Raw genomic sequence first — 25,246 nt, 5'->3', positions numbered from 1 at the left:
TCAGTCCACAAGCTGAGAACTTCCCTTGTCCTTGTTATTTACTTGTCTGAATGCTGAATTTAGGTATTCTGTTGCACATTCCCCCTTTCAGGCACCATGACAATGTTAGCCTTTGATCGAGCCGATCATCACGCCTTTAACAAAGTATTTTTGCAGGAAAGGATACAAAATCAGCAACGGTAGGCTGGATACCATGATGACACCATATTTGATAAGCTCTGTAACGCGCATCTTCGCTGCATAGGATTCCACGTCTATCATCATGCTCGAGTTGGCCTGATTCTGGACAAGAATGTTGCGAAGGACCAGTTGTAATGGATACTTGCTTTCATCGTTCAAGTAAATCAAAGCGTCAAAGAAACCATTCCAGAACCCGACAACATGATACAGTACCATTACGGCTATAACGGACTTAGACAAAGGTAATACGATGCTCCAAAAAAATCTGGTATTGGAACAACCATCAATGGAAGCGGCCTCCCACATTTCATCCGGGATGGTCGACTGAAAAAAAGTCCTTACGATAATGACATTGAACACACCTCCCGCTCCAGGAATAACAAGTGCCCAGATCGTATTCAGCATGTGAAGATCTTTAATCAGCAAATAGGTCGGGATCAACCCCCCACTAAAAAACATGGAGATCAGTAAAAACCACATTATCACCGACTTTCCTGCCAGTCCTTTACGAGCTAACGGGTAAGCTGCACATATGGTCACGGCAACTCCGATTAATGTTCCTAGACTCGCATATAAGATCGAATTGGCATATCCAATCCATATAGATGAATCGCTGAATATTCGCCCGTATCCATCCAGCGTAAAACCCTTTGGAAAGAACCATACTTCACCTGAGTAGATGAGATTGGGGTCACTGAGTGAAGCAATCAATACAAAATACAGCGGGAATAATACAAGCAACATAACTATGGTCAGCATGACGTAGTTGACGATGTCAAACCACATGTCTCCCTTGCTTTTTCTCTTTAATAATTGATTCAAAATGAACTCCCCCTTACCACAGGCTGGTTTCCGTCAATTTTTTTGCGATCCGGTTGACGGTGACTATCAGGATAATATTTACAACTGAATTAAACAGGCCAACTGCTGTAGAAAAGCTGTATTGTGCTTTTTGAATCCCGATTTCATAAACATAGGTCGGAATGATATTGGAGGTGGCATAATTCAAATCGTTCTGCATAAGGAAAGCCTTTTCAAAACCGATACCCATAATGTTACCGAGTGCGAGAATCAATAAGATGACGATCGTCGGCAAAATGCTTGGAATATCCACATGCATTACGCGCTTCCATTTGCTTGCTCCATCCATGATCGCGGCTTCATGCAATTCTGGATTGACCCCTGCCAGCGCAGCAAGGTAAATGATGGTAGCAAAACCTGTCTCTTGCCAAACCCCTGATAAAATATACAAAGGGCGGAACCACCCTTCGTCGGCCAAGAACATAATGGGGTCCCCTCCAAACCAAGTGATGATGTGATTCACAATTCCGCTGTTTGGAGACAGAAAAACATTAAGCATACCGACGAGCACTACGGTCGAAATAAAGTGTGGTGCATAAATTACAGTTTGTACAATTTTCTTGTATCTCTTGGCCAGCATCTGATTGAGCATAATCGCTATAATAATCGGAGCTGGGAAGCTAAATACAAGCGATAGAACACTGAGTGTAAGCGTATTAGTCATGATCGTCCAGAAGTTATAGGAATCGAAAAAATCAATAAAGTGCTTAAAGCCTACCCACTCGCTTCCCCAGATTCCCCGACTTGGTGAAAAATCCTTAAAAGCAATTTGTATTCCATACATTGGATAGTACTTAAATACGAGATAAATAATAATGATTGGCAGCAAAAACAGATATAGTTCATAGTCACGTTTGATCTGGTTCCATATTTTGCGATTTGGCTTGATCGTAGAATGATCCCACTCACTAGTTCTTGAATTCACCATTACACTCCCTTTCTTGTAAAAGAATATTTTCATTTTTGAAACGTTTCCAATTTATTAAAAGAAAAACGTCAGCCGGTGATCCATACCATAAATCCACCGAATGAGCTAAAGTTTTTCCAAAGTCAAAAACAACCTTGCCTAAGATAGCAGGAGACGATACATTTGCTGATCCAAACTTATTCCTTGGATCTTTTAACAGAGTAGTCTGATTGTCAAATGAAACGTTTCCAATTTATTATAAAAAAAAAAGGCGAGTTTGCAGATCCAGACTGAGATCCAACTGAATGAGCTAATATTTATACAATAAAACTCATGTCGTTTCGCCTTGCCTGAAGATAACGGGGAGACGATACACTTGCTGATCTAAAGTTATACCATCCATCTTTTGATACAGTAGTCTGATTGTCAGACGTGCCATCTCCTCAACTGGCTGCCTAATTGTAGACAATATCGGATGAAAATAACGATGATCCTGAATGCCGTCATAACCGATGACCTTTACATCTTCTGGAACTCGAATACCCTGCCTACCTGCTCTTTCTATATATTTGGCGGCAAACATATCGGTAATAGCGAAAATGCCATCCACATCCCGATGCTTAGATAGAAATTCGCCAAAATAGGCTTCGTCGTCCACAATAGGATCTGGTTTCTCGTATACAACATGGTCTACACCCAATTTTTTCGCCTCATCAATGAAACCTTTTCTTCGATTCATGGTTTCACTAAAAATTGAAGTTACACTTCCTATAAAGGCCGGTTTTTGGGCCCCTGCCTTAACAAGTTCCCTCAAAGCTAGACGGCCTCCCTCATAATTATCTGAGGTCACACAAGTGATTTTTTTGTTGAAATGTCTGTCAATACTTAGAATCGGAATGTCATTGCTTACGCTATTTTCTATATCATTGTAAGTAATGCCGACAATACCAGCCACTTTGTTTTGACGTAGCATATCCAGGTAATACAGTTCCTTTTCTGGCTTGCCGCCGCTATTACATAACATGAGCTTAAAGCCTTCCCGATCTAACTCATCCTCAATGTAATAAGCCAGTTCAGAAAAAAAAGGATGCCAGATACTTGGAAGCAGCAAGGCTACCATCTTGGATTTCCTCATTTTAAAATTTCGAGCGACTTCATTAGGAAAATAATTCAGTTCTTGTATAGCTTTCTCCACTTTCCTTCGTGTATCTGGTTTTACAGAGCCCGAGTTATTAATAACGCGGGACACCGTTCCCACAGCAACACCAGCTATCTTAGCTACATCTCTAATACTTGGCATTTAACCCCCCCATATCTCTTATGGGAATTATAATAGCACGAAGTTGGAAACGTTTCAATAATCTTTGAAGCGCTTTTTTTCTAACTTTCTTCATTGCTACCCCGCATTTGAGTTTCGTGCCACCTGATTCAATCGAACCGCTGAGGAGTACCAACTCCATTCCGGCGGGACGGGGATCTTTTTGTCATCGATACTATTGAGTCAATCGACCCCCTAATCATTAACGTAGTGTTTGCGTGACCCTTCTTTTTTCTTTTAAGCCGCTTTAAAACAAGGCTGCCGAAATTTTCGGCAACCTGTTACTATCTTCAAGACCCTATTTTCATTGATCGCTCCGGATCAACCGCCGAATTTGATACAAATCGCCCTCCATGCGGAATTCGCCTGGAGCCATTCCTGTATACTTTCGGAACACTTTGCCGAAATAATTCGCATTCGAGAAACCGGACTGTTCCGCCACCTGCTCCAATGTCAGATTTGCGGGCTCCAGCAGAAGAGCAGCCGCTCTTTCCAACCTCATACGAGTTAAATAGCGGCCGGGAGAGAGGCCAAGCTTGCGCTCAAACTCACGGGTGAGATGAAATTTAGAACATCCGGAGACCTCCGCCATGTCCTGAAGGCCAATGCTCCGATGCAGATTACTGTCAATGAAGGTCTTACAGCGTTCTACAATCGGAGGCAATGGGACGCTGCTGGCAAGAGTGACAAGATGACTCGCTAGTGACATGGCCAGTGAATAAGCAGCCCGTGAGCACTGATACATATCGCGGTAGCTGTTCTCAATAGCTTCCCGATAAGTCACCCACAGGAGATGCTCCAAATCGGTCCCCGGCTCAATCCGGAAAATGTAGCCGCTTATGTCCAGCCATTCCTGGAGGAGATGCAGCGCCAAGTGTGACAGTTCGAAGTAAAGCACTTCCCATCTGGGAGAATCAGAGGGGAGACGGTAGATATGGTCGCCCGGAACATCAGCCAGAAAAGCATCCCCCGGCTCGAGGGAATGTCTCCTCCCCCCCGTTTCAATCTCACCGCGACCATTCAATGTATATTGAAGCACACAATGGTCTCCGGTACGGTTCCGTCCATCCCAGATATAATCATGCGAAGTAATCAGCTCATATCCAGCACCTTTTAACAAGATATAGGGCATAGGTGTTATAAAGTGAAAAGATATCGAGGACTGCTTCTCTTTCCCGTTTCCCTCCCCATGATTCACAGCAATATTTCACCCTCCTCAATTTATAAAGTTACTCTTGTTTCGGTTCTTCTGCACCTTTACGCTAATGATGAAGACGAATTTTCTATAATCAGTTATTTCATACGCTTACTAAATTATAACACTAAAAGGAGCACGATTTCACTTATGGGCATTCACTACGATGAGAAGCGCATGGTATTTCACCTGCAAACCCCCGGTTCCAGCTACTGCATTCAGATTGTTCGCGACGGCTACCTTGGGCATTTATACTGGGGACGACGAATCGCCATCTACCAGGATTCTGTACCTTTTGATTTTATCGATCGGGGCTTTTCGCCGAATCCTGACCCTGCTGACCGAAGGTTCTCCTTGGACAACCTTCCGCAGGAGTATCCGGGTTACGGGAACGGCGATTTTGGCATACCCGCCTATCAGGTCGGCCAGTCTAATGGATCTGAAATCTGTGATTTCCGTTACCAGACTCATCGGATATTCGCCGGCAAGCCAAAGCTTCCAGGTCTTCCTGCCACTTACATCGAGAGGGAGGACGAAGCGGATACGCTGGAGCTTGTGCTTGAAGATGCACTGACCGGTCTGCGTGCTACCTTAATTTATACTGTCTTTAACAAATACGACGCCATCGCTCGGTCGGTTCGTTTCGACCATACCGGCTCCGACAATCTGGTCCTTCTTCGCGCGCTCAGCGCCAGTATCGATTTCAGAGATGACGAGTATGACATGTTGACCTTCTACGGTACGCATACCAATGAGCGAAATATTGCGCGGAGACCCCTTATGCCCGGCATCCAGAATGCGGAAAGCCGGCGAGGTGCCAGCAGTCCCCAGCAGAATCCGTTTCTGGCCCTGCTTCGTCCTGGCGCTGATGAAGACAATGGCGAGGTATACGCGCTCAATCTCGTTTACAGCGGAAACTTCATAGCCCAGGCCGAGGTTCAGCAGTACCGGACGACTCGGTTGTCGATCGGCATCAATCCGTTTGGCTTCTCCTGGCAGTTGGCTCCCGGAGAAAGCTTTCAAACGCCCGAGACCGTCATGGTATACTCTGCACAAGGCTTGGGCGGGATGTCTCGCGTCTTTAATAGGCTCTACCGCACGCGGCTCAGTCGCGGCAAATTTCGTGACGCCGAACGGCCGATTCTAATTAATAACTGGGAGGCCACCTACTTTGACTTTAACGCCGACAAGATCGAAGCGATCGCCCGCGAAGGGAAAGAACTTGGTATGGAGCTCTTTGTCCTGGACGACGGTTGGTTCGGCAAGCGGGACAATGATTTGAGTTCCCTGGGCGACTGGACCGTTGACCGTCGCAAGCTTCCGGAGGGGCTGGACAATCTGGCCCGGCGGATAACCGGAATGGGCATGCAGTTCGGTCTGTGGTTCGAACCGGAGATGGTCTCACCGGACAGCGAACTCTACCGGCGCCATCCCGACTGGTGTCTTCATGTGACAGATCGTCCCCACACGGTGGGGCGAAATCAGCTTGTTCTCGATCTGTCGCGGCGGGATGTATGCGACTATATTGTTGGAGCGCTGTCCGATGTTCTGTCTTCCGCACCGATTACTTATGTCAAATGGGACATGAACCGCCATTTGACGGAGATCGGCTCTGCCCTGCTTCCGGCGGAGCGCCAGCGCGAAACGGGACACCGGTATATCCTCGGTCTGTACAGGGTATTGGACGAGCTCACTTCCGTCTTTCCGGATGTACTGTTCGAGAGCTGTTCCAGCGGAGGAGGGCGCTATGATCCCGGCATGCTCTATTACATGCCGCAAACGTGGACAAGCGACAATACCGATGCGATCAGTCGGCTAAAAATCCAGTACGGCAACAGTATGGTCTATCCGGCTGTGTCTATGGGCGCTCATGTTTCGGGTGTACCGAATCATCAAGTCAACCGGGTTACTCCTCTTGACACCCGAGGACATGTCGCGATGTCGGGAAACCTTGGCTACGAACTCGATCTTACCAAGATGTCGCCGCAGGAAAAGATAGCGATCAAGTCCCAAGTTGCGCTATATAAAGCAATTCGCCCCCTTATCCAATTCGGAGAATTTTATCGCATTTTAAGTCCGTTCGAGGGCAACGAGGTGGCCTGGGCCTTTGTTTCTGATGACCAGAGCGAAGCTGTACTTGCTTTCTTCCGAGTGCTGAGCCAGCCGGGTGAAAGGGTGCCTATTCTGAAATGCAAAGGATTGAATTCGCGTTACCTGTACCGCCATCACGAAACTGGAAAGATATACGGAGGTGACGAGCTGATGTACGCCGGTTTGACACTTCCAAGAATAAAAGGGGATTTTATCAGCCTGTTCTGGCGGTTTAGTAAGATCGACGAGCAATGAATGTATCAAAGCAAAAAAATTAGAAGTCCAACAGAAAGCAGGGCCTGAAATCATGAGATTTCAGGCCCTGCTCGCTATGCCCCTTCGCCGTGGTTATATTATTTTGAGAAGCAGAAATCAACTGGCAAATGTGCTGTAACAGCTTGCCGGTTCTCCGATAAATCCAAGCTACACCATCATTTTAAGTGAACACGAAGCAGTGGGGACACCGTCTACCACCCCAGCGCCTTCCATCGTCTCCACCGGTTTCACCATTTCCTGGTCGTCCGGGACCAACACTGGTGTGATCACCGGAAAGCCCGCCTGCTCGATTTCGGAAATATCAAATTCCAGCAGCTGTCCTTTCTTGATTTTGTCACCGGTCTGAACTCGTAGGGTAAACCCTCTTCCCTTCAACGACACCGTATTAATGCCAACGTAAATCAGCAGTTGAATACCGCTAGCATGCTCCAGCAGCAGCGCGTGATTACTACGGCCGAACGCATGCGCTACTATTCCGTCAAACGGCGCGTAGACTTTACCTTCCCGGGGCTTAATGGCTATTGACCTCGCGGCCATCATCTACGAACACTTCTACAGATGATGTATCCATAAACAAATGCAGCTTGACAGCCAAAGGATTCAGCTTGCAGCTTCGGACCGTACCAAATTCTTCTGCAATCGGCCTTCCGGACAGCGTTCGATCCAGCATAAGCCTAGATTCCCTGGTGTTGCATACCAGATTCGTCCCTTCTGCTTCTTCTGTTCTCAGTCTAATACCATATTCGACGGCGTCTACATTATTGAATTCTATTATCAGCTCGTAACGTGAGCCGGCAAAACCGGCCGGACTAAGCGTATCGTTTGAAATTTTCCCGTCCGCGAACCTTTCCCTTCCCGTCTCCACATTCAGTGGATCACCGATTACATAACCCGACGGTAAATATTACCAGGGTCGTTCAGCTTTGCTCCCTGCGGACAGAAGCAGAGAACCCCCTGGCCGTCAAATTCAAAATAATCCGGACATTCCCACATATAGCCGAAATCGGACAAACGGGTATGCAGTTCGCCAACCTCTTCCCATTTGTAAAGATCAATGGAGCGATAGAGCATGGCTCAGCCGGTAAGATTGGAACGTTGCGCTCCAAACGGCATAAAAGCAATCTTTCTGTTTCCATACTTTGGGGTCGCGACAATGATCGGTATACCCGGACGGAGGTCCGCTTATAACCGGGGAGGAGAACTTGTGTATACGTCCATCTCTCTCCATTTGAGCCATACACTGATAAGGCACTCGCTCCCAACTCTTATCATGTGTATTGCCGGTGTACCTGAGGTACAATCGCCCATTGTGTTCGATTGCACTGCCCGAGTATACTCCATGACTGTCAAAATCCCGGTCCGGTTTTAACGCCACTCCCCGGTTCGTCCAGTGAACGAGATCCCGAGAGCTGGTATGATACCAATATTTGAGACCATGCACAGTACCGAGAGGAAAACATTGATAGAACAAATGATACTCTTCATGAAAAAAAGCAAATCCATTCGGGTCGTTCAGCAACCCTGTCTCAGGCTGGATATGATACCCCTGGCGCCAGGGGCACCTTGCCACTCTGGCGGCCAGACCGGAGATTTCCTCCGTATTGGTATCTTCTAATCTTCTGTATCTCTCTTCTTTTGTCCACTCCACAGCAACCTCCTTACTGCAAAATAGTTCCAAGCATGCTTAAACTTACGGTCGATCCGCTGCTTCGCTTGAAGTCTCCCCTGAGGCTGACGCATTTTTCCGCTTGCCCCAGAGCAGGGTGATGAGAAACGTAACCAGAAAGCTGATGCCCATGCCGATACAGAAATCAGCGATGGACTGTGGACGGATTGCGATAATACCGGGTAGCGCCGCCGGTCCCATTGAAATGGACAGCACATGTGCGTAAGCAATATAGGCGGAAGCCAGGCCGGAACCGATCATCGCAGCAATGAACGGGTAGCGAAGCTTCAGGTTGATTCCGAACATTGCAGGTTCGGTAATACCGAGCAGCGCGGATATGCCGGCAGCTGAGGCGATACTCTTCGTCTTGCTGTTGCGTGTGATGAGAAAGACGGCCAGCGTAGCCGCGCCCTGAGCGATATTCGCCATCGAGGCAATCGGAAGCAAGAAGGATCCGCCCGTCTTAGCAACGTCCGACAATAGTTGGGTATCCACAGCGAGGAAACTGTGATGCATTCCCGTTATGGCAATCGAAGAATAGAAAAAACCGAAAATACCTCCTCCAATGAAACCCGTCGTATCATAGAGCCAGAAGAGACCATCTGTCAGTCCGTTGCCCGCGGCGCGAAGGACCGGTCCAACAACAGCAAAGGTCAAGAGGCCGGTAACGAGGACAGACAGCAAGGGAGTCAACAGATTATCAAGATAAGATGGAATTACCTTTCGCAAATTTTTCTCGATTACCGATAAAATATAGGATACGGCCAGTACTGGCAGAACCGTTCCCTGATAGCCAACCTTTTCGATTGAGAAACCGAACAGTTGCCAGGTGGGTACTGTCCCATCTACAAGTGCCTGGCCGTAGCTGTAACCATTAAGCAGATCGGGATGAACCATAATCATGGCCAGCGCCGCACCCAAATAAGGATTTCCACCAAACTTGCGAGTGGCCGAGAAGCCGATCAGGATGGGAAGGAAAACAAAAGGAGCGTTGGCGAATAAATTAATAATGCTTGCCCAATCGGCAATACCAGGGTACATTTCGACCAGAGACCTGGGACCAAACAGATTGCTGGCAGTCAGAACATTGTTGATCCCCATTAATAGACCCCCGGCAACAATCGCCGGAATGATCGGAACAAAAATGTCGGAAAGTGCTTTCACAAGTCGTTGAAGCGGATTCATTTTAGCTGCTCCTGCCGTCTTTACATCGCCGGTGGACATTTCTCCGAGACCCGTAAGTTTGGCGAACTCGCCATACACGTTATTTACAATCCCGGCTCCAAGGATAATTTGATATTGCCCTGCTATAGAAAAAGTCCCTTTAACAACGTCCATTTGATCAAGCGCTTTTTGATCAAGCAAAGATTCATCTTCAAGAACGAGCCGCAATCGCGTCGCACAATGAGCAGCTGCCGTTATGTTTTCCTTACCTCCCAGGGCATCCAGGATGTCAGCTGCAACTTGCTTGTAATCCATATTTCTCTCCTCCTAATATTATGAAACCGGTTCCAATTTAATTAAAAAAAATGTTCGTTACCGACATTGGCCGGTAATTTTTGTTCGAAAACAACTGCCCCCCCTATTACTTTCTCCGAAGAAGGTTATTGCCCCACTTCACCACTTCTCGCTCCCTTCAATAAGCCCCTTTTGACCACCCGTAGGATTGGATGGACATACAACCCTTGCCATAGGAAAAAAATTGCTCAATTCAAAATGTTTGTTTTATATTAAATTTTGTAAGGGGGCTGTTATTTGATAATAAAACACTATCCATGTCATCCTCAATGGTAAGTTAATGCGATGGCAGGGTAAAAAATTGCCCCTTCATTAACACAAAAATCCACCGCAGAAAATAAAGGGTCGTTGCTGCTTCCAGCCCGGTTTTCCTACACTCTGACCTGAACAGACTGAAACACGAGGATTATTTGCTAAATCCATAAGAGTGCTTGCCTGCCAATCGTCAGGAAAGAATTTAAGCATCTCTTGGCAGAACAATGTGGGTTCTTACGATATTCAGGAATCGGTTTATTGAATACTTAAAGCCTCCGTTTCGTCTCCGGTGAGTCCTTCGTCTTCATCATCTACCATCGTCTCTACCCAATTAATGTCTGCAAAAGCTATCTTCATGTACTCCATCAGTACGCGCTGAGCATTGAATCCTACCTCATCAATCATAGATTCCTTAGTAAAGTTTTCTGCAACTAACCAATCAAAAAACATAATATAGTCATGGCAATAGTTCAGAAGCACTGATAAACCTCCCCACCTATAAGTTCATCACTTTGGTCGTTTGATCAATGATGAAACTGAAATCACCTCTTGCAAGTGGGGAATTATATATTATTATACAATTTTGTCTATGTATTCCATAAAAGAATTCTCCTTGGACGCAAACCATCATTCTGAATCCATTACTATAGAAAAAAGCCGCCATTAAGGGCGACTTTCTACATCCTATGTTCTGTCCTCCAAGAGCTTCAATCTTAATTTGATCGCCCACCATCAATAAAGGTTGTTTTTCAATCTGGGCACATTAATGTTCTCTAGGTGATAACGGGTTGCAAATGAATGTCTCAGAGAATGCACGGATAAAGCTGGTTTTCCAAAAGCTGAAGCATATTTTTCAATCAGTTTCTCATTGGTTAAGCAGAGATGCTCTTCATGAACAGCTATTATTGTCATCAGAAATTTTCGTCCATATCGAAATAGAAATCAGGTTCTCTCCCGTTTCCGGTAACTGTTTCTGGAACGGTACTGCTGCGGAGATCTTGCCGGATAACGTGCGGGAAAAGAAAACATATGGACCAGATGGGTAAACGGAATGGAAGCGAACAGAAGAAACGCCAGGATGATGTGAAGCTGAAACACGAAAGGAACCATGTGCATCAACCCGTATTGCGGATTAAAGGTGAACAGGCTGCGAAACCAAGGCCCGATGGTCGTACGGTATTCATAGGCCACCACAGTCGTATTATACACGATGGTCATATAGGTACCGATGGCTGCGATGATCAGGACTAAAATCACTGCAAAATAATCACCAAAACCCGCATGGGCCCTTACCCGACGGTTAAGGATTTTGCGCATAAGCAGAAGAACCAGACCGATGACGACCATCAGACCGGCAAAGCCGCCCCCCGCGATCGCAAATATATGATAGGTCTCATCGGATATGCCGAAGAAATGATAAACACTGCGCGGGATCAACACACCCATGATATGGCCAACAAACGCGAAAATAATCCCGTAATGGAACACAGTCGAACCGATTCTGAGCCATCTTTTTTCAAAAATCTCCGTAGAAGGCGCCGTCCAGCTGACCTGACGAAAAGCAAACCGATAGAGCAAGCCGAAGATCATCACCGCCAAGGTAAGATAGGGAAACACGACCCACCAAAAGATACCAGTCATCATTATACCCCCATTCCATTGCACGTTTTATAGACAGGTAAGCCTGAATCACTACGAGCCGTACCGTCCATGCCAAACAGGATAGGGTAAGGCAGTTCATCCAGATCGGCGCTCTCCCGCTTGCTCTCCAGCATGCGAATTTCTTCTTCCGTAGGGACCTCGAAAACATCGGTCATCAGAAAGTTCAACAACTCGGAATAGGGACTGTCTTCAGACAGATGCTTCCGAATCCGCTCTGTGGCTGCGGCCAGCCGGAGTTCAAGCGCGCGTACATGAACATTGTCGGACCTTACGGCCAGCAGCTCGTACAACAGCGGAATGAAGTCGCACAGCTCCCCGCTCGGCATCATAAAGCCCGCATCCCGGACAATATGCTGAAGCAAAATCAGAGCTGCCCCACGTTCCCGACTGTCACCCAATTCATGAGCGGTCAGATAGAGTCCGGTCTTTTCCTTCCAATCGAACGTCCAAACATAAATTTCCTGAAGCTCCTTGGGAGGAACCGAGAAGATAGCCTCGGCCGCCTGGCCAAACCTGCTCGCCAGCTCATTATCTTTCATTTCCTCTTGGACAGCTGAAAGCAGTTCCTCCTTCATTTCCTGAAAATCCTCACAGGGATATCCTAGCAATCTGGCGCAGGCCGCCAGCAAAACGGGCTTATGTTCCATCATCCATGTCCTCCCTTGCGAAAAGATGTGACGTGACCGCGCTTGACGGGGTAATGGATTCGATGCTGCAGGCCCCCTGCTTGTAATGAAGCTCTTTCGCGCCATCCATTTCCCTCCGAGCGGTTGGGATCACAAACCTTTCGTTATATTTGGCAACAGCGAACAATCGGGTCATCTCTTCAATTTCCTCCACTGTAATTCCCGCCTCTCCCAAAAGCTGGCTGTGTCTGAGATCATCCATGCCGCCAACGGCTTGCTGCCGCCTATGTACACGCATGGCGGTCATTTTAAGCAACACTCTACGGATGACGGAGGTATCCCCTGCCGTAAGCAGAGATGCCAGATACTCCATTGGAATCCGCATTTGATCGACGGCGGGAATATAGTGATCGGTCTGAAGCTCGTCTTCTTCAATATGGTTCATAATCGGGCTAAGCGGTGGAACATACCACACCATAGGGAGCGTGCGGTATTCCGGATGAAGTGGCAGAGCAACCTTCCACTTCATGGCAAGCTTGTAGATCGGCGAGCGCTGTGCCGCATCGATCCAGGAATCGTTGATCCCGCTTCTTCTCGCCTCCTTGATCACTTCCGGCTCGAAGGGGTCAAGGAACACCGAAAGCTGGGATTCATACAAATCCTGCGGATTCTCCACGGAAGCTGCCGCCTTGGCTCGATCTGCGTCATAGAAGACGACACCGATATAGCGAATCCGGCCCACACAGGTTTCCGAGCAAATCGTGGCCATGCCCGCTTCTGTCCGCGGGTAGCAGAAATTGCATTTTTCCGCCTTGTGCGTATTCCAGTTGTAGTATACCTTGTGGTAGGGACAGCCATTGGTACAGAATCTCCACCCCCTACAGGCGTCTTGATCTACAAGTACAATGCCATCCTCCTCCCGCTTGTACAGAGCTCCGGATGGACAGGAAGCCACGCAGGAAGGGTTCAGACAGTGCTCGCAAATGCGGGGCAGGTACATCATGAACGTCTTCTCATACTCCATGGCGATCTGTTCCTGAAGCTGCTTGACATTCGGGTCCAGCGGTACGATCTCACTTCCGCCAGCCAGGTCGTCATCCCAGTTCGGGCCCCATTCCGGCTTGTCTATATATTCTCCGGTAATCAGTGATACAGGCCGCGCGACCGGAAGATGCTTCCGCTTGGGGCTATGAATCAAGTTATCGTAATCATAGGTCCACGGCTCATAGAAGTTGTCCAGGCTGGCCATATTCGGATTGTAAAAAATATTCGCCAGTTTGGTGATTGGCCCCCCCGCCCGGAGTGCCAGCTTTCCGTTGCGCAGAACCCACCCGCCTTTAAATTTCCTCAGGTCTTCCCATGCCCGAGGGTAACCGGGACCCGGCCGGGTTTCCACATTGTTGTACCACATGTATTCCGTTCCGGGCCGATTGGTCCACGTGTTCTTGCAGGTCACCGAACAGGTATGGCAGCCGATGCATTTGTCCAAGTTCATGACCATGGCGACTTGCGCTTTAATCCTCAAGCCAGTCAACCTCCTTCAACGGTCGGATGATTGTCATCGTATCTCTCTGACTTCCTGTCGGCCCGTAATAATTGAACCCGTAGCTCAATTGGGCATAACCTCCGATCATATGTGTCGGCTTCATCGTAATCCGAGTCACACTGTTATGGGTACCGCCGCGCTGCTTGGTGATAGAGGTGCCCGGCACGCCAAGCGTGCGATCCTGGGCATGATACATATAAGCGATCCCCTCCGGAATCCGGTAAGTCAGCACCGCTCTTGCTGCGATGACTCCATTCCGGTTATATACCTCAATCCAATCGTTATCCTTGATCCCGATTGAAGCCCCGTCTTTTTCGTTCAGCCAGACGACCTGCCATCCGCGGAACAGCGTCGACATTTGATTGGTGTCGATGAACATCGTATGAATTCCCCATTTTTGGTGCGGGGTCAAATAACGGATCGTCATCGTTTTCCCATTCGCTGGCACTTCTTTCTCACCCTTAAAAAAAGGAACGTGCTCCAGCGGCGGCAAATAAAGCGGCAGCCCTTCACCGAAATCCAAAATCATCTCATGGTCCAGATAAAAGCTTTGTCTGCCTGTTAAAGTACGCCATGGAATGCTGTACTCCGTATTTAAGGTAAAGGGCGAGTATCTCCGATTGTCCTTCTCCAAGCCACTCCAGACCGGAGTTGAGATCGTATGCCGGGGCTGAGCAGTAATATCCAGAAGTGTGAAAGCCTCTTCTTCCCGAGGTTTTGAGATGTCCTCCAGCTTTTTGCCGGTTTTGGTCTCTAACGAACGCCAGCCTTCCACGGCCCGTTCTCCGTTCGTGGCGCCAGACATCAGCAGAATCGCTTCGATTACCTGTTTATCCCGGAATAGATCCGGCTGTCCTTTGCCAATCCCCTCATGTTTCGATGCCCCCAGCCGCTCCATGAGCTGGCCGTACACCTTGTCGCCGGGAATTTTAATCCCCTTTGTTCCATAGCCCTTTTTAATGTTCGGTCCGATGGTAATCATTTTTCCATACACGTTCGGATAGTCACGCTTCACCAATAAAAAATGGGGCATCGTTTTGCCGGGCACTGCCTCCGTCTCTCCCTTGCGCCAATCGCGGATTTTTCCGTGAACTTGGGCGATTTCATCTGGACTGTCATGTCCGAGCGGAGTCATGAGAACATCCTCGCAGGCTGGCAAATGTTTCTCTGCCAATTGGGAGAACGTTTTGGCGATTTCCCGAAAAGCGTCCCAATCGCTTTTGCTTTGCCAAGGTGGTTCAATAGCTGGATTAAACGGATGGACAAACGGATGCATATCGGTCGTGCTTAAATCGTATTTTTCGTACCAGGTCGCTGCTGGCAGCACGATATCCGAAAACAGCCCTGAACTCGTCATTCTAAAATCCATGCTGATGAACAAATCGGTTTTGCCTTCCGGCGGAACATCATCCGTCTTCACCGTCTCCGGCCGCCACGAATGGCTCGGGTCCGTCAACACCTGATTGTCCGTCCCGATCAAATGCTTGGCAAAGTATTCATGCCCTTTACCGCTATCGCCAAGCAGATTGGACCTCCAGTTGAAAAAGACACGCGGGAAATTGTTCGGATCATTGGGGTGCTCCACCGCAAAATCTAGCTCTCCCTCTTTAACCATTCTCGCAATTTCCTGTACGGCCTCCTGATCGTCCGAAAACCCTTTTTCTCGAACCTGTCTGGCCACATCGATGGAGTTCTGGTTGAATTGCGGGAATGAAGGCAGCCACCCGAGCCTTACGGCCAGAGCATTGACATCCGCAGGATGCATATGGTTAAACCGCCCGCCCCAGGATGGTTTCTGCTCCTCATTGACCTTGGCCTCATAGCGGAACTGCTCCGTCGCGAAGTAGAAGAAGGAGGTTCCGTTTTGTAAGCGGGGAGGCTTGATCCAATCTCCTGCAAATGCGATCTGCTGCCACCCCTCCACTGGCCTCACCTTTTCCTGACCTACGTAATGGGCCCATCCGCCGCCATTTACTCCCTGGGAGCCCGTGAGCAGAACCAAATTCAGAATGGAACGGTAGATTTGGTCGCTGTGATACCAATGATTCGTTCCTCCGCCCATGGCGATCATCGATTTTCCACCTGTCTTGGCCGCATTTTCGGCAAACTCCCTCGCTACCTGAATGCAATGAGATTTCTTGACGCCAGTAATCGCCTCCTGCCAAGCCGGAGTGTAAGGCTTCGGATCGTTATAATCGACCGGATAATCGCCTTGCAGTTGCTGTCTGGGTACACCCACATGAGCCATCATAAGGTCATAAACCGTCACGACTTTGAGCGTCCTGCCTTCCACACTCGGCAAATGCTTTACAGGAACTCCACGCCGAACTGTCCCTCCCTCCGATTCCACGAAATAAGGAAAGTCAACGGGAGCCACTTCATCCGCCGCATCAATAAATGACAGCAGAGGATCCACTACTGTCCCGTCAGGATTTTCGAGATCCAGGTTCCACCTGCTGTCCTGATCCCAACGGAAGCCCTGGCTGCCGCTCGGAACCATCGGCGCTCCTGATGCCTCGTCCCAGACTACCGTTTTCCATTCGGCCAACTCCTGGACATCTCCCAAGTCGGAGGCCCGGAGGAAGCGGCCCGAACGAAACGCATCGGCATGTTTCTCTAGTATCACGAGGAAAGGCAGGTCTGTAAATTTTTTCGCGTAATCCGTAAAATAAGGGACTTGCTGATCCACGTAGAATTCTTTGAGAATGACGTGGGTCATAGCCATGGCAAGCGCGGCATCGGTCCCGGCTTTAGCTGGCAGCCAAATGTCCGCAAACTTTTCATACTCGGCATAATCGGGGCTGACCCCGACCACCTTGGTGCCGTTATAACGGGCTTCCACCATGAAATGCGCATCAGGAGACCGGGTTTGCGGAATGTTGGTCCCCCAGATAATAAAATACTTGGAGTTATACCAATCGCCGCTTTCCGGCACATCTGTTTGTTCTCCCCAAACCTGTGGCGAGGCAGGGGGAAGATCTGCATACCAATCATAAAAACTGAGGATGGTCCCGCCAATCAGCGACAGGAAGCGTGTCCCTGCCGAATAACTCACCATGGACATGGCCGGGATCGGGCTAAAACCAACAACACGATCTGGACCGTATTGTTGAATGGTATGGATAATAGAACTGGCGATCATCTGACAGGCATCATCCCAATCCGCCCGGACGAAGCCGCCTTTCCCTCTGGCCTTGACATATCTGTCACGCTTTTTGGGATCACTGACGATGTTTTTCCAGGCCCTGACCGGGTCCTCCACAACTGCCAACTCCTCACGCCACATGTCGTACAAATCGCCGCGGATATAGGGATACTTCACCCGGATCGGGCTATAGGTATACCAGGAAAAGCTAGCCCCGCGCGGACAGCCCCGAGGTTCATACTCGGGGCTGTCGACCCCCGTGGTCGGATAGTCCGTTTTTTGTGTTTCCCAGGTGATAATGCCGTCCTTGACGTAAACATTCCAACTGCAGGAACCGGTACAGTTGACACCATGTGTCGACCGGACGACCTTGTCATGCTGCCAGCGGCCGCGGTATAGGCTCTCCCAATCCCGGGATCTGGGGCTCTCCTCGGTCCATCCCTCGTTAATGGCCTCTCCGCGTTTTAAGTATTTCAACGCTTCAAGCAGCTTGTTTTTATGTTCAGCCATTGCACAGATGCTCCTTTCCCTGCTGGTTTACCGGGTTAAACCTTTCCCCCGTCAGTTTAAAGCTGTCTTGTCCCAACTGAAGCTCTTCCATAAACACTTCCCAATCCGCTGCGTTGCAAGCCGCGATAATCAGGCGCTGAAGCTCGTTCAGATCCTGCAGCCGGCAGATTTGTTCTTGCACAGGCTGCGGCACTCCGCCGAATCTCATCTCAAGCAAGGCAAGCAAATCATTCCGATCATCCCGGACAAACTGTTCCGTTTCCACCTGATTCATCTGGTTCGCCTTCTTTCGTAGCTACTTTTCTACACTCATCTGCCGACCCTTGTCAGAATTTCATCATTTTAAAATAATCGGCAATCATCGATTTCTTAATCTTTTCCGCCGACTGTTTAAAAAAGGCCAAGACCTCCTCGTCGCCACCTTCCACCAATGCCCATAAAAATTTCCTGCTGGTGACCTGTCCCAATTCCTCTCCAAATCGGAGGTAGACGGTGATACCTTGAGCATCAGCCCGGCCACCCGCCTTCACATCATAAGGATGAAGGTGGAGCCTCTCGAGCTCTTGTACCAGTAGCCGATACAGCCTCGGCTCCACGGATTGAAGCGGTTTGTCGGGAAGCATCGCCGCCAGTGTATAGGTCTCATTTATCATGAAGCAGCCCCTTCACTTCTTTTTCCAGCATGTTCATTTCATCCCGGTTATGCAGTTCATCAACGACAATCAAAGCCTGAAAACGGGCAAGAAGCTCGCCTCCCACCTTGCCCTGCACCAGCAGTTCCTTAATCTCAGCGACAATTTCTCGCATTATTTGATGATCGCGAGTCAGAGAAATAATGACGTTCTTCAACTCCGGCTTGATGCCCACAGCTTCTACATATAATCCTTCCTCTTCGCTGGCCGCGTGCTGAAGCGTACGCCCCTCCCAATGCTCCACCGTGATGTAGGCAATTTCCTCCGCTTTGTCCAATTCACCTTTTTTTATACTTCGATTCAACAGCTCGGTAAGCTCTCTTGCTTCGCCTAAGGCCGCCTCATGAATCATCGAATGACTGTCCACATGTCTCAATGCGGGTCCTGACATGAAGCCCCCGCCTCCTTTCCTGTTGCTTTTTTTGAGAATTGATTTTCCAGCCTGTCGCCTTCACCTTCCCCGATTACGGAGTCAGAATGCGAAAGGTCGCTGAATATAGCCACATAATGGGTGGCATTTTGCTCGTTCGTGATCGCCGTTACGGAGAGCCACTCCCGAAAAACCTCCCCATTTGCCTTGCGGTTGACGATCTTTCCCTGCCATTTTCCGGTGGTCAGTAAAGTGTCCCAAAAGGCATTATAGAAAGAGCGATCATGGAAGCCGGAGCTGAGTATATTGGGAGTTTTTCCGATCACCGCTTCTTTGGGATATCCGGTGACCTCGGTGAAGGCAGCGTTTACGGTATGGATCACGCCCTTGGCATCAGTGACCATCACGGCATCGGCTGTGGACTTGATAATATCCGACGCAAACTCCAGCTTGTTGCTGAAAAATACCCACAGAACAAGTATCAGGCTGGCCAGCGAGGCTTCGGACAAGGCCATAAAGCCGATTGCGTAGTGGCCCGTCCACCCAAACAGCAGGGTAAGCAGCAGTGGAGGAAAAAAACCGCCCAGACCGCCCGCTGCAGAGACGATCCCGCTGGCGATGCCCCCCTGTTTGGAAAAGTAAAGCGGGACCAGTTTGAACACCGCGCCGTTCCCGATACCGGCGCACACGGCTACCATCAAACAACCCAACGTAAAAAGAGGCATGGTCAATCCGAAAGAGAGTAAAACTCCTGACAAGGTTAGGCCGGCAAACACGAACATAAGAACTACAAAAGGATTGGACTTGTCGGACAGTATCCCGCCTACTGGACGGAGAAAGGTAGCCAAGGCGATAAAACCCGCCGTCCTGAGTCCGGCATCCACCTTGCTTAATTCAAAATAGCTGACCAGAAAACTGGGGAGATAGATTGTAAAAGCTACGAGGAGCCGAAGGTAATGAAGTAAAATATGCTGAAAAACCACAGCTTTTCGTTGCGATAAACCTGCTTGAGTTGATTCTTCCAGGAGCTTCGTACACGCTCTTCGCGCTTATCCCCTAAAAACAGATTCAGCAGAGCGAAAAGGGCAAGCAAAATCAAAAAAAGCTGAAGGGCTCTTGACCAGCCGATCGCATCAGCCACCCACGGTGCGCCAAAGGTAGAGATGGCCGTACCCAGGTTCCCGATCCCGTATATCCCATTGATGGTGCCCTGCTTTTCTTTGGGATAATATTGAGGCAGTGAAGTCACACCGATCGAGAACGTAGCCCCGCCTATCCCAAGAAAGAAGCCCCCAACCGCCAAATCCAGAAAAGTATTGGCCTGGCTCAAATAGTAGACAGGAACAAGCAAAATCAAGAAACTGACTGTATTCATCAGCCTTGCCCCGAAGCGGTTGGTCAGAATCCCCGCCGGAATTCGCAGCAAAGAGCCCAAGATTACCGGGATCGCGGTAGACCACGCTCTTTGCCCAGGCGTCAGCGGAATATCCTGACTTATGTAAGAAATCAGGGAAGAGATCAAGACCCAGGCCATAAAGGAGACAACCAGACTAAGGGTTTGCAATGGCAACTGAATTTTTTTTACCATGTATAGCTCCCCTTTGGAGATTATTCGAATTGCAACTATAGGATATAATATCCATTTTTGACAAACTTCTGGCCTTTCAAACATTTGATTTGGGGAGATAACAAATGACGGCTCACTTGCAACCTGTGATGGAAGGATGCTTGCCATGATCGGTTACGATGTGGAAAAATATTTTCGGAAGATGCTGTAGCTGGCGGGCAAAAATCAGGTCAACTTTTTATGTAGAGCAATTGCATTTGTATTTTATGAAGCTCAAGCGATTAATAGTTTTTCCACGTCCATGACCAGTTCTTCGCCTGTCATATTTGAATACTTTTGGCCAAATAGAAATTCTAAACCACTGTCTTTTTCTATTGTACAGGATGAAAAACTCCAACTTGACATGGTTAATCAAAATAGTAGGTTTCTATTGATTGTTACGCTGGAAAGATAAGCATCGTTTGCAGAAATGGGCATATACCCAGGTGATTTTCAAAATAAAAAAACGCTCTAGGTTATCCTAAAACGTCTTTTGAAAATAGAAATATTATCCATAGAGGTCAACATCAAATGATTAAAGTTTGAGCTTGTACCCGATGCTCTCTAACGGGTAACATCAAACTGTAATTAAGATGCATATTGTCAGAATAGTAACTAGCAGCAGTCCATCTTGTTCTGCCCCAATTAAAATATTATTATCGCTGTGTAGATATGGTTGCAATAATGTCGTTATCACCTTCTTTAGACTTGGAGACCTTAGCGCCCTTTTTGATCGCTTTAAGCGTGATTATGGCGTAAAGACGAGGCTGAAACTAATGAACGATCGAAATAGATAAACAGACTCATAGATTCATTTATTGGAATAAAGCAAGCAATTTGGCGGTCTTTTTAGACCACCTTTTTTATTCTCAGAAGGTCTTTTAAAACAATTTTTTTGAATGGCTGCTGAAGTCTGAAACTTCAAAGTAGAACCTATAAATCCTTGCGGACAAAGCGGCGCAGCCCGAGTCCAAAGAGCACAGCCGTGTAAAATGCCGCGTATATCAAAAAGGCTGTTGAAGGAATCTCGCCGATACCAAACGGTCCACTTGTGCTTACCGGGATGAGTCCATTAATATTCTCAAAGCTGAACAACACTGCCTGCATTTTACGCTGCAGTCCATCGGCAGGCATGATCAGGGACAGGACACCCGTTATATTGTTCAGGGTCTGCATGGGACCTGACTCCAGACCCACAGAGCCGATGATTTTTCCAACCATGCCACCGAGCCAACCAGCCCCATAAAGCATCGTCATGACGACACCATTCGCAACCGATGACAAATAGCCGGATCCGAACATGGACACGGTTACAAGCAAGGGAACGACTGAAGCAAATAGCAAAAAAGACTGCACCAGCACTACCGGATCACGCGGGATCGAAGCATGCACATCGGTGATCCACAAAATCAGGCTGTACAATACCAAGGCATAGATTACACCAAGCGAAACATAGCCCAGCCAGCGGCCCGTATACCATTTCCACCTCGGAATCGGCCGTGGCAGCATCGCCTGCATGACCCCCTGCTCCGCCTCACCCGCAATCGTGGAAAATGAGCTGAAAATCGCTAAAAAGGCGAGTACAAAACTTGCGAAGAAAAAACCGAGCATCAAAATGAACATCCCGAGCGTAAATTCCTGGATCATAGTTTCATTATTCGTACCGCCTGTGATCACCCTAGAGGTAGAATCTCCTGCGATGGCGCCGGCAATAAACCAAAATCCCAGCAGGAATACAACAGTTAATAAAAGTGTCAGCAGGAGGACCCGTTTGCGCAGTAGCTCCTTCCAGGTCATGGTCCAAATAATCCTCATTCCAGTTCCCCCCTATGATTCAGCCCTGCAACAGCCTTCATGAACCACTCTTCAAGCCGTTCTCGAACTTTGGTGACTTCATATAACGTCATCCCCTGTCCGATCAGCAACGTATTGATCCAGCCTGCCTGTTCTTCGCTCTCCAGTTCCGCTTCAAGCCAGACGGTATCATCTATGCCCCTCTCTCCTGTAAATCCGCCTTCGGCTTTTCCATCTGTTATTACTCGAAAGCTGAGCTCTGTCGTATCCATAAGCCAGGACAGCAAAAAAGGCGAAAATCCGCCGACTTTAAAACGCCAGCAGACTCGCTTCTGGAGCATTTCGGCTACCCGCCCATGGCGGAGAACCTGTCCGTTATTCAAGAGTGCCATTCTGTCGCATAATACTTCCACATCCTCAAGCAGATGGGAGTTTAAGAAAATCGTTTTCCCCTGCTGCTTCAGTTCCTCAAGTATATTACGTACATGCATTCGTCCAACCGGGTCCATGGCGGAAGAAGGCTCGTCAAGAAAAATCACGGCCGGATCATTCACCAGCGCGCAAGCCAGTCCAAGCCGCTGCTGCATGCCTTTGGAATAATGCTTAACACGGTCCTTCCCCCGCTGACCCACACCTACCATGTGCAATAGCTCAGGAACTCTCTTGTCGATCACCTGCTTGTCCAAACCGCATAATCGCCCATGCAACCGGACGACCTCATCACCTGTAAGCCATTCCTGATACCGGTACAGCTCGGGAAGATACCCGATTTGCCGTTTCGCTTCGAGCGTTCCGATGGGTGCACCCATCAGGGTTGCTCCTCCGGCCGTCGGATGGATGAGCCCGACCAGCATTTTCACAAATGTGCTTTTCCCGGCTCCATTGGGGCCGAGGAAGCCAAAGGCTTCCCCTTTCCCTACGGTGATGGTCACGTTGCGGCAGCCGCGCCCGTTGCTGTATTCCTTGGTTAATCCTTTAGCGTCGATTGTCGGCTTACTCATGCCTCAACCAGCTCCTTAAGCTTGTTCATGAAATCAAACTCTGACTCATAGGCGCTCCCACCTTCAAAGGAAAAGAACTGTCCGTCTTTGATCCAGATAGCGGTACGATTCGTCATTGAGCTGTACTTCATGTTTGTAACCAGAACCTTGGTTCCTCCAACGGTAATCTCAGAAGTTTCAGCACTTTTATTAACCACATATGGCATAGGAATGGAACCTGCCAGAATGCGGCTGCGCTTTACCTTCTCTTTCAGATCGGAAGGCAGAATCGGAAGCTGAAGAACGGCATCCACCGCTTTTTCTGTATCAACGGACGGATCTACCGTAATTTCTGGAGCCTGCATCTGTGTCAGAGTTGCCCAGTGGTCCTGATCGGTACCCAAATCGTAATTTACGCTTTCATGTGTACTAAACGCTATTTCTTTACCGTCCATCGACTCCGGCAGCAGCTTCGTTGCCCCTACACGCTGCATAGCTTTATTGAGCTCATCCACATTCAGCATCATTGTAATTTTTTGCGAAGGAGTAACGTACACACTTTCCTTCGTTCCGGCCACATTTACTGGAAGAAGCTGATATCCGAGCTTAGAGACGGCTTGTTCACGCGTAAAATCCCCCTGTACGTTTCCGCTTTCCGATGTAAACTGGCCAAAGGTGTTTTCTATGTCGGCCGATTTTCCCGGAACCAGCTGATTAAACATACCTTCGAGCGTGCTTTCGTCAACTGTAGCGATATCCTGCACCCGGAATTGATTTAAAAATGCCGCCAGCGCGTTATTTCCCACAGGGGTTGTAAGTACGACGCCAAAGATAACGGCTGTCGCCACCGCTGCGGCCCACTTTCGGCCCTTGCCTGCTCGCCGGCGGAAAGAAGCAACCGGAGCCGGAGCATCAACTTTCAAACTGGATTCCGAATCCTGAATTGCAACTGAGTCCGCTGGCGGCCTAAGGGCATCGGCAAGCCTCAGAACGTCCTCTTTGTCATTTGCGTCCCTGGTCTCCCACTTGGCGTTTACCGGCTCCATGGCCAGCTTCTGTAGCAACCTCTCCCAGGCTTCATGTGTACTTTTGTCAGCTTCTGAATGCTGCAATTTAGTTGTCATATCATTTCAATCCTTTCCGAATATTTGATTAGTCCTGCCTTGCTATAGCCTTGCTGGATGTGGCCTGCAGCTTGCGTGTCGCTCTTTGGAGCAGACTGCCTATTAGCGGCGACCTGACATTAAGCTCTTCCGCGATCTCCGCATAGCTGTAGCCGGAGTAGCGCAGAAGCAGCGCTTGGCGGTCTCGTTCGGGCAGTCTGTCCAGCCAAGCCTGAACCTCTTCCTGATCCAATCGACGCATCAGCGCCTCTTCGCCGGATTCAGAAGCGACTTCCCCTTCATACATTATCTCCTGCTTATTCTGCAGCTTTCTCTCTCTTGCTCTCTTCTCTAAATAATCGTATCCGATTCTTGTCAGTACCCGGTGTAGCCATGCCCCCAGGGTTGCCGGGTTGTCCGGCGGATTTCTGTACAGCCGCAGAAATACTTCTTGCGCCAGATCGTCGGCTGCTGCTTCATCTCGCACAAGCGCAGCCAGTTTTCTGCGTACGGTTGGATAATGCTCATAAAATATGTTGCGGAATGGTGAGGATTCCGGAATACTCATTTTGTAATTGCCTCCTTTTAAGCTGCAGCTATTAGGAAGACGAACCTTCTTCCTTTTTTGTATCATGCTCGGGAGATTTTCTTCGAATTTTTTTAGGCTGCACTTAATTGGACAGTCCGATGACATCAGGATTAAGAAATTGTTAGACATTAGAAAACAACTTTATTGTACAAAGAACTATTGTATTTCAGCAAAACCTATGCTAGTCGCTCTAACGAAATTTGTGTATGTACGTCGTACCGACTACATCCATCATTGTATTAATGATTCATTAAACCGGTAAAAAAGCTTTCCATAGCCACCTTTTCGGGTGATTATAAAAAGCTAATCTGCTTTGGAGCGTCTATAACGATCGCTTAAAATTTCCCAGGAAACTG

The 25,246-nt window shown here is 48.5% G+C and carries 22 protein-coding genes and 2 pseudogenes; 1 reads left to right on the top strand and 23 read right to left on the bottom strand.

Going from position 1 to position 25,246, the window contains the following annotated elements; translation table 11 throughout:
- Nucleotides 1-105: 105 nt before the first annotated feature.
- The 4 genes from MKX46_RS02395 to MKX46_RS02380 all read right to left on the bottom strand — a co-directional run bounded on the left by MKX46_RS02395 (nucleotide 106) and on the right by MKX46_RS02380 (nucleotide 4,464).
- A complete protein-coding gene (locus MKX46_RS02395; protein WP_069012408.1) occupies nucleotides 106-1,002 on the bottom strand; it encodes a carbohydrate ABC transporter permease in 897 nt (298 codons plus the stop codon).
- Between the two features lie 13 nt (nucleotides 1,003-1,015).
- Complete coding sequence (locus tag MKX46_RS02390) at nucleotides 1,016-1,969, bottom strand: ABC transporter permease (protein ID WP_340932231.1); 954 nt, start codon at nucleotides 1,967-1,969, stop codon at nucleotides 1,016-1,018.
- A 310-nt stretch (nucleotides 1,970-2,279) separates the two neighbouring features.
- Nucleotides 2,280-3,248 carry a LacI family DNA-binding transcriptional regulator gene (locus tag MKX46_RS02385; protein WP_029515279.1) on the bottom strand — a complete coding sequence of 323 codons (969 nt, stop codon included), beginning with the start codon at nucleotides 3,246-3,248 and terminating at the stop codon, nucleotides 2,280-2,282.
- Nucleotides 3,249-3,570: 322 nt separating this feature from the next.
- Nucleotides 3,571-4,464, bottom strand: coding sequence for a helix-turn-helix transcriptional regulator (locus tag MKX46_RS02380; RefSeq protein ID WP_029515280.1), 894 nt, complete (start codon nucleotides 4,462-4,464; stop codon nucleotides 3,571-3,573).
- Nucleotides 4,465-4,611: 147 nt separating this feature from the next.
- Between MKX46_RS02380 and MKX46_RS02375 the strand changes: the two genes are divergently transcribed.
- A complete protein-coding gene (locus MKX46_RS02375; protein ID WP_318628297.1) occupies nucleotides 4,612-6,807 on the top strand; it encodes an alpha-galactosidase in 2,196 nt (731 codons plus the stop codon).
- 168 nt (nucleotides 6,808-6,975) lie between these two features.
- Here MKX46_RS02375 and MKX46_RS02370 read toward each other — a convergent pair whose 3' ends face one another.
- The 19 genes and pseudogenes from MKX46_RS02370 to MKX46_RS02285 all read right to left on the bottom strand — a co-directional run bounded on the left by MKX46_RS02370 (nucleotide 6,976) and on the right by MKX46_RS02285 (nucleotide 24,869).
- A complete protein-coding gene (locus MKX46_RS02370; protein WP_341070839.1) occupies nucleotides 6,976-7,368 on the bottom strand; it encodes a PTS sugar transporter subunit IIA in 393 nt (130 codons plus the stop codon).
- Nucleotides 7,340-7,693 carry a GH32 C-terminal domain-containing protein gene (locus MKX46_RS02365; RefSeq protein WP_341070838.1) on the bottom strand — a complete coding sequence of 118 codons (354 nt, stop codon included), beginning with the start codon at nucleotides 7,691-7,693 and terminating at the stop codon, nucleotides 7,340-7,342. The genes MKX46_RS02370 and MKX46_RS02365 overlap by 29 nt, the downstream gene beginning before the upstream one ends.
- A gap of 17 nt (nucleotides 7,694-7,710) precedes the next feature.
- Nucleotides 7,711-7,899 (bottom strand): hypothetical protein, encoded by a 189-nt coding sequence (locus tag MKX46_RS25540; RefSeq protein ID WP_049816878.1) that lies wholly within the window; start codon nucleotides 7,897-7,899, stop codon nucleotides 7,711-7,713.
- The gene (locus MKX46_RS02360) at nucleotides 7,880-8,476 is read right to left on the bottom strand and encodes a hypothetical protein (RefSeq protein WP_318628299.1); all 597 of its coding nucleotides are present in this window, start codon (nucleotides 8,474-8,476) and stop codon (nucleotides 7,880-7,882) included. Before MKX46_RS02360 ends, MKX46_RS25540 begins: the two co-directional genes overlap by 20 nt.
- A gap of 42 nt (nucleotides 8,477-8,518) precedes the next feature.
- Nucleotides 8,519-9,973 (bottom strand): sucrose-specific PTS transporter subunit IIBC, encoded by a 1,455-nt coding sequence (locus tag MKX46_RS02355; RefSeq protein ID WP_209950298.1) that lies wholly within the window; start codon nucleotides 9,971-9,973, stop codon nucleotides 8,519-8,521.
- Nucleotides 9,974-10,522: 549 nt separating this feature from the next.
- Nucleotides 10,523-10,747, bottom strand: a complete 225-nt coding sequence (locus MKX46_RS02350) for a hypothetical protein (RefSeq protein WP_029515287.1) — start codon at nucleotides 10,745-10,747, stop codon at nucleotides 10,523-10,525.
- A gap of 258 nt (nucleotides 10,748-11,005) precedes the next feature.
- Nucleotides 11,006-11,134, bottom strand: a pseudogene (locus MKX46_RS02345) (tyrosine recombinase XerS); the annotation flags it as partial.
- Between the two features lie 75 nt (nucleotides 11,135-11,209).
- Nucleotides 11,210-11,908: a respiratory nitrate reductase subunit gamma gene (gene narI / locus MKX46_RS02340; protein WP_322252365.1), complete on the bottom strand. Its 699-nt coding sequence runs from the start codon at nucleotides 11,906-11,908 to the stop codon at nucleotides 11,210-11,212.
- Nucleotides 11,909-11,910: 2 nt separating this feature from the next.
- A complete protein-coding gene (narJ, locus tag MKX46_RS02335) occupies nucleotides 11,911-12,579 on the bottom strand; it encodes a nitrate reductase molybdenum cofactor assembly chaperone (protein ID WP_029515290.1) in 669 nt (222 codons plus the stop codon).
- Complete coding sequence (narH, locus tag MKX46_RS02330) at nucleotides 12,566-14,080, bottom strand: nitrate reductase subunit beta (RefSeq protein ID WP_341070837.1); 1,515 nt, start codon at nucleotides 14,078-14,080, stop codon at nucleotides 12,566-12,568. The genes narJ and narH overlap by 14 nt, the downstream gene beginning before the upstream one ends.
- A complete protein-coding gene (locus MKX46_RS02325; RefSeq protein WP_341070836.1) occupies nucleotides 14,070-17,756 on the bottom strand; it encodes a nitrate reductase subunit alpha in 3,687 nt (1,228 codons plus the stop codon). The genes narH and MKX46_RS02325 overlap by 11 nt, the downstream gene beginning before the upstream one ends.
- Entirely contained in the window at nucleotides 17,749-18,030 is a 282-nt protein-coding gene (locus MKX46_RS02320; protein ID WP_029515295.1) for a hypothetical protein, read from the bottom strand. Before MKX46_RS02320 ends, MKX46_RS02325 begins: the two co-directional genes overlap by 8 nt.
- Nucleotides 18,031-18,082: 52 nt before the next feature.
- Nucleotides 18,083-18,409 (bottom strand): hypothetical protein, encoded by a 327-nt coding sequence (locus tag MKX46_RS02315; RefSeq protein WP_069011450.1) that lies wholly within the window; start codon nucleotides 18,407-18,409, stop codon nucleotides 18,083-18,085.
- Nucleotides 18,399-18,839 (bottom strand): hemerythrin domain-containing protein, encoded by a 441-nt coding sequence (locus MKX46_RS02310; RefSeq protein WP_341070835.1) that lies wholly within the window; start codon nucleotides 18,837-18,839, stop codon nucleotides 18,399-18,401. Before MKX46_RS02310 ends, MKX46_RS02315 begins: the two co-directional genes overlap by 11 nt.
- Nucleotides 18,821-20,406 (bottom strand): annotated as a pseudogene (locus MKX46_RS02305) (nitrate/nitrite transporter). Before MKX46_RS02305 ends, MKX46_RS02310 begins: the two are co-directional and overlap by 19 nt.
- A 951-nt stretch (nucleotides 20,407-21,357) precedes the next feature.
- On the bottom strand, nucleotides 21,358-22,239 hold the full coding sequence (locus tag MKX46_RS02300) for an ABC transporter permease subunit (protein ID WP_069011453.1): 882 nt from the start codon (nucleotides 22,237-22,239) through the stop codon (nucleotides 21,358-21,360).
- Nucleotides 22,236-23,219, bottom strand: coding sequence for an ABC transporter ATP-binding protein (locus MKX46_RS02295; protein WP_318628308.1), 984 nt, complete (start codon nucleotides 23,217-23,219; stop codon nucleotides 22,236-22,238). Before MKX46_RS02295 ends, MKX46_RS02300 begins: the two co-directional genes overlap by 4 nt.
- Complete coding sequence (locus MKX46_RS02290) at nucleotides 23,216-24,322, bottom strand: hypothetical protein (protein ID WP_341039353.1); 1,107 nt, start codon at nucleotides 24,320-24,322, stop codon at nucleotides 23,216-23,218. The genes MKX46_RS02295 and MKX46_RS02290 overlap by 4 nt, the downstream gene beginning before the upstream one ends.
- Before the next feature lie 28 nt (nucleotides 24,323-24,350).
- A complete protein-coding gene (locus tag MKX46_RS02285; RefSeq protein ID WP_029515305.1) occupies nucleotides 24,351-24,869 on the bottom strand; it encodes a sigma-70 family RNA polymerase sigma factor in 519 nt (172 codons plus the stop codon).
- Nucleotides 24,870-25,246: the final 377 nt, after the last annotated feature.

This window comes from Paenibacillus sp. FSL P4-0113 (genome assembly GCF_038009305.1).
GTDB classification, from domain to species: Bacteria; Bacillota; Bacilli; order Paenibacillales; family Paenibacillaceae; genus Paenibacillus; species Paenibacillus polymyxa_D.
Note: the sequence above shows the minus strand (reverse complement) of the source record. Positions and strands in the feature narration are given on the sequence as shown.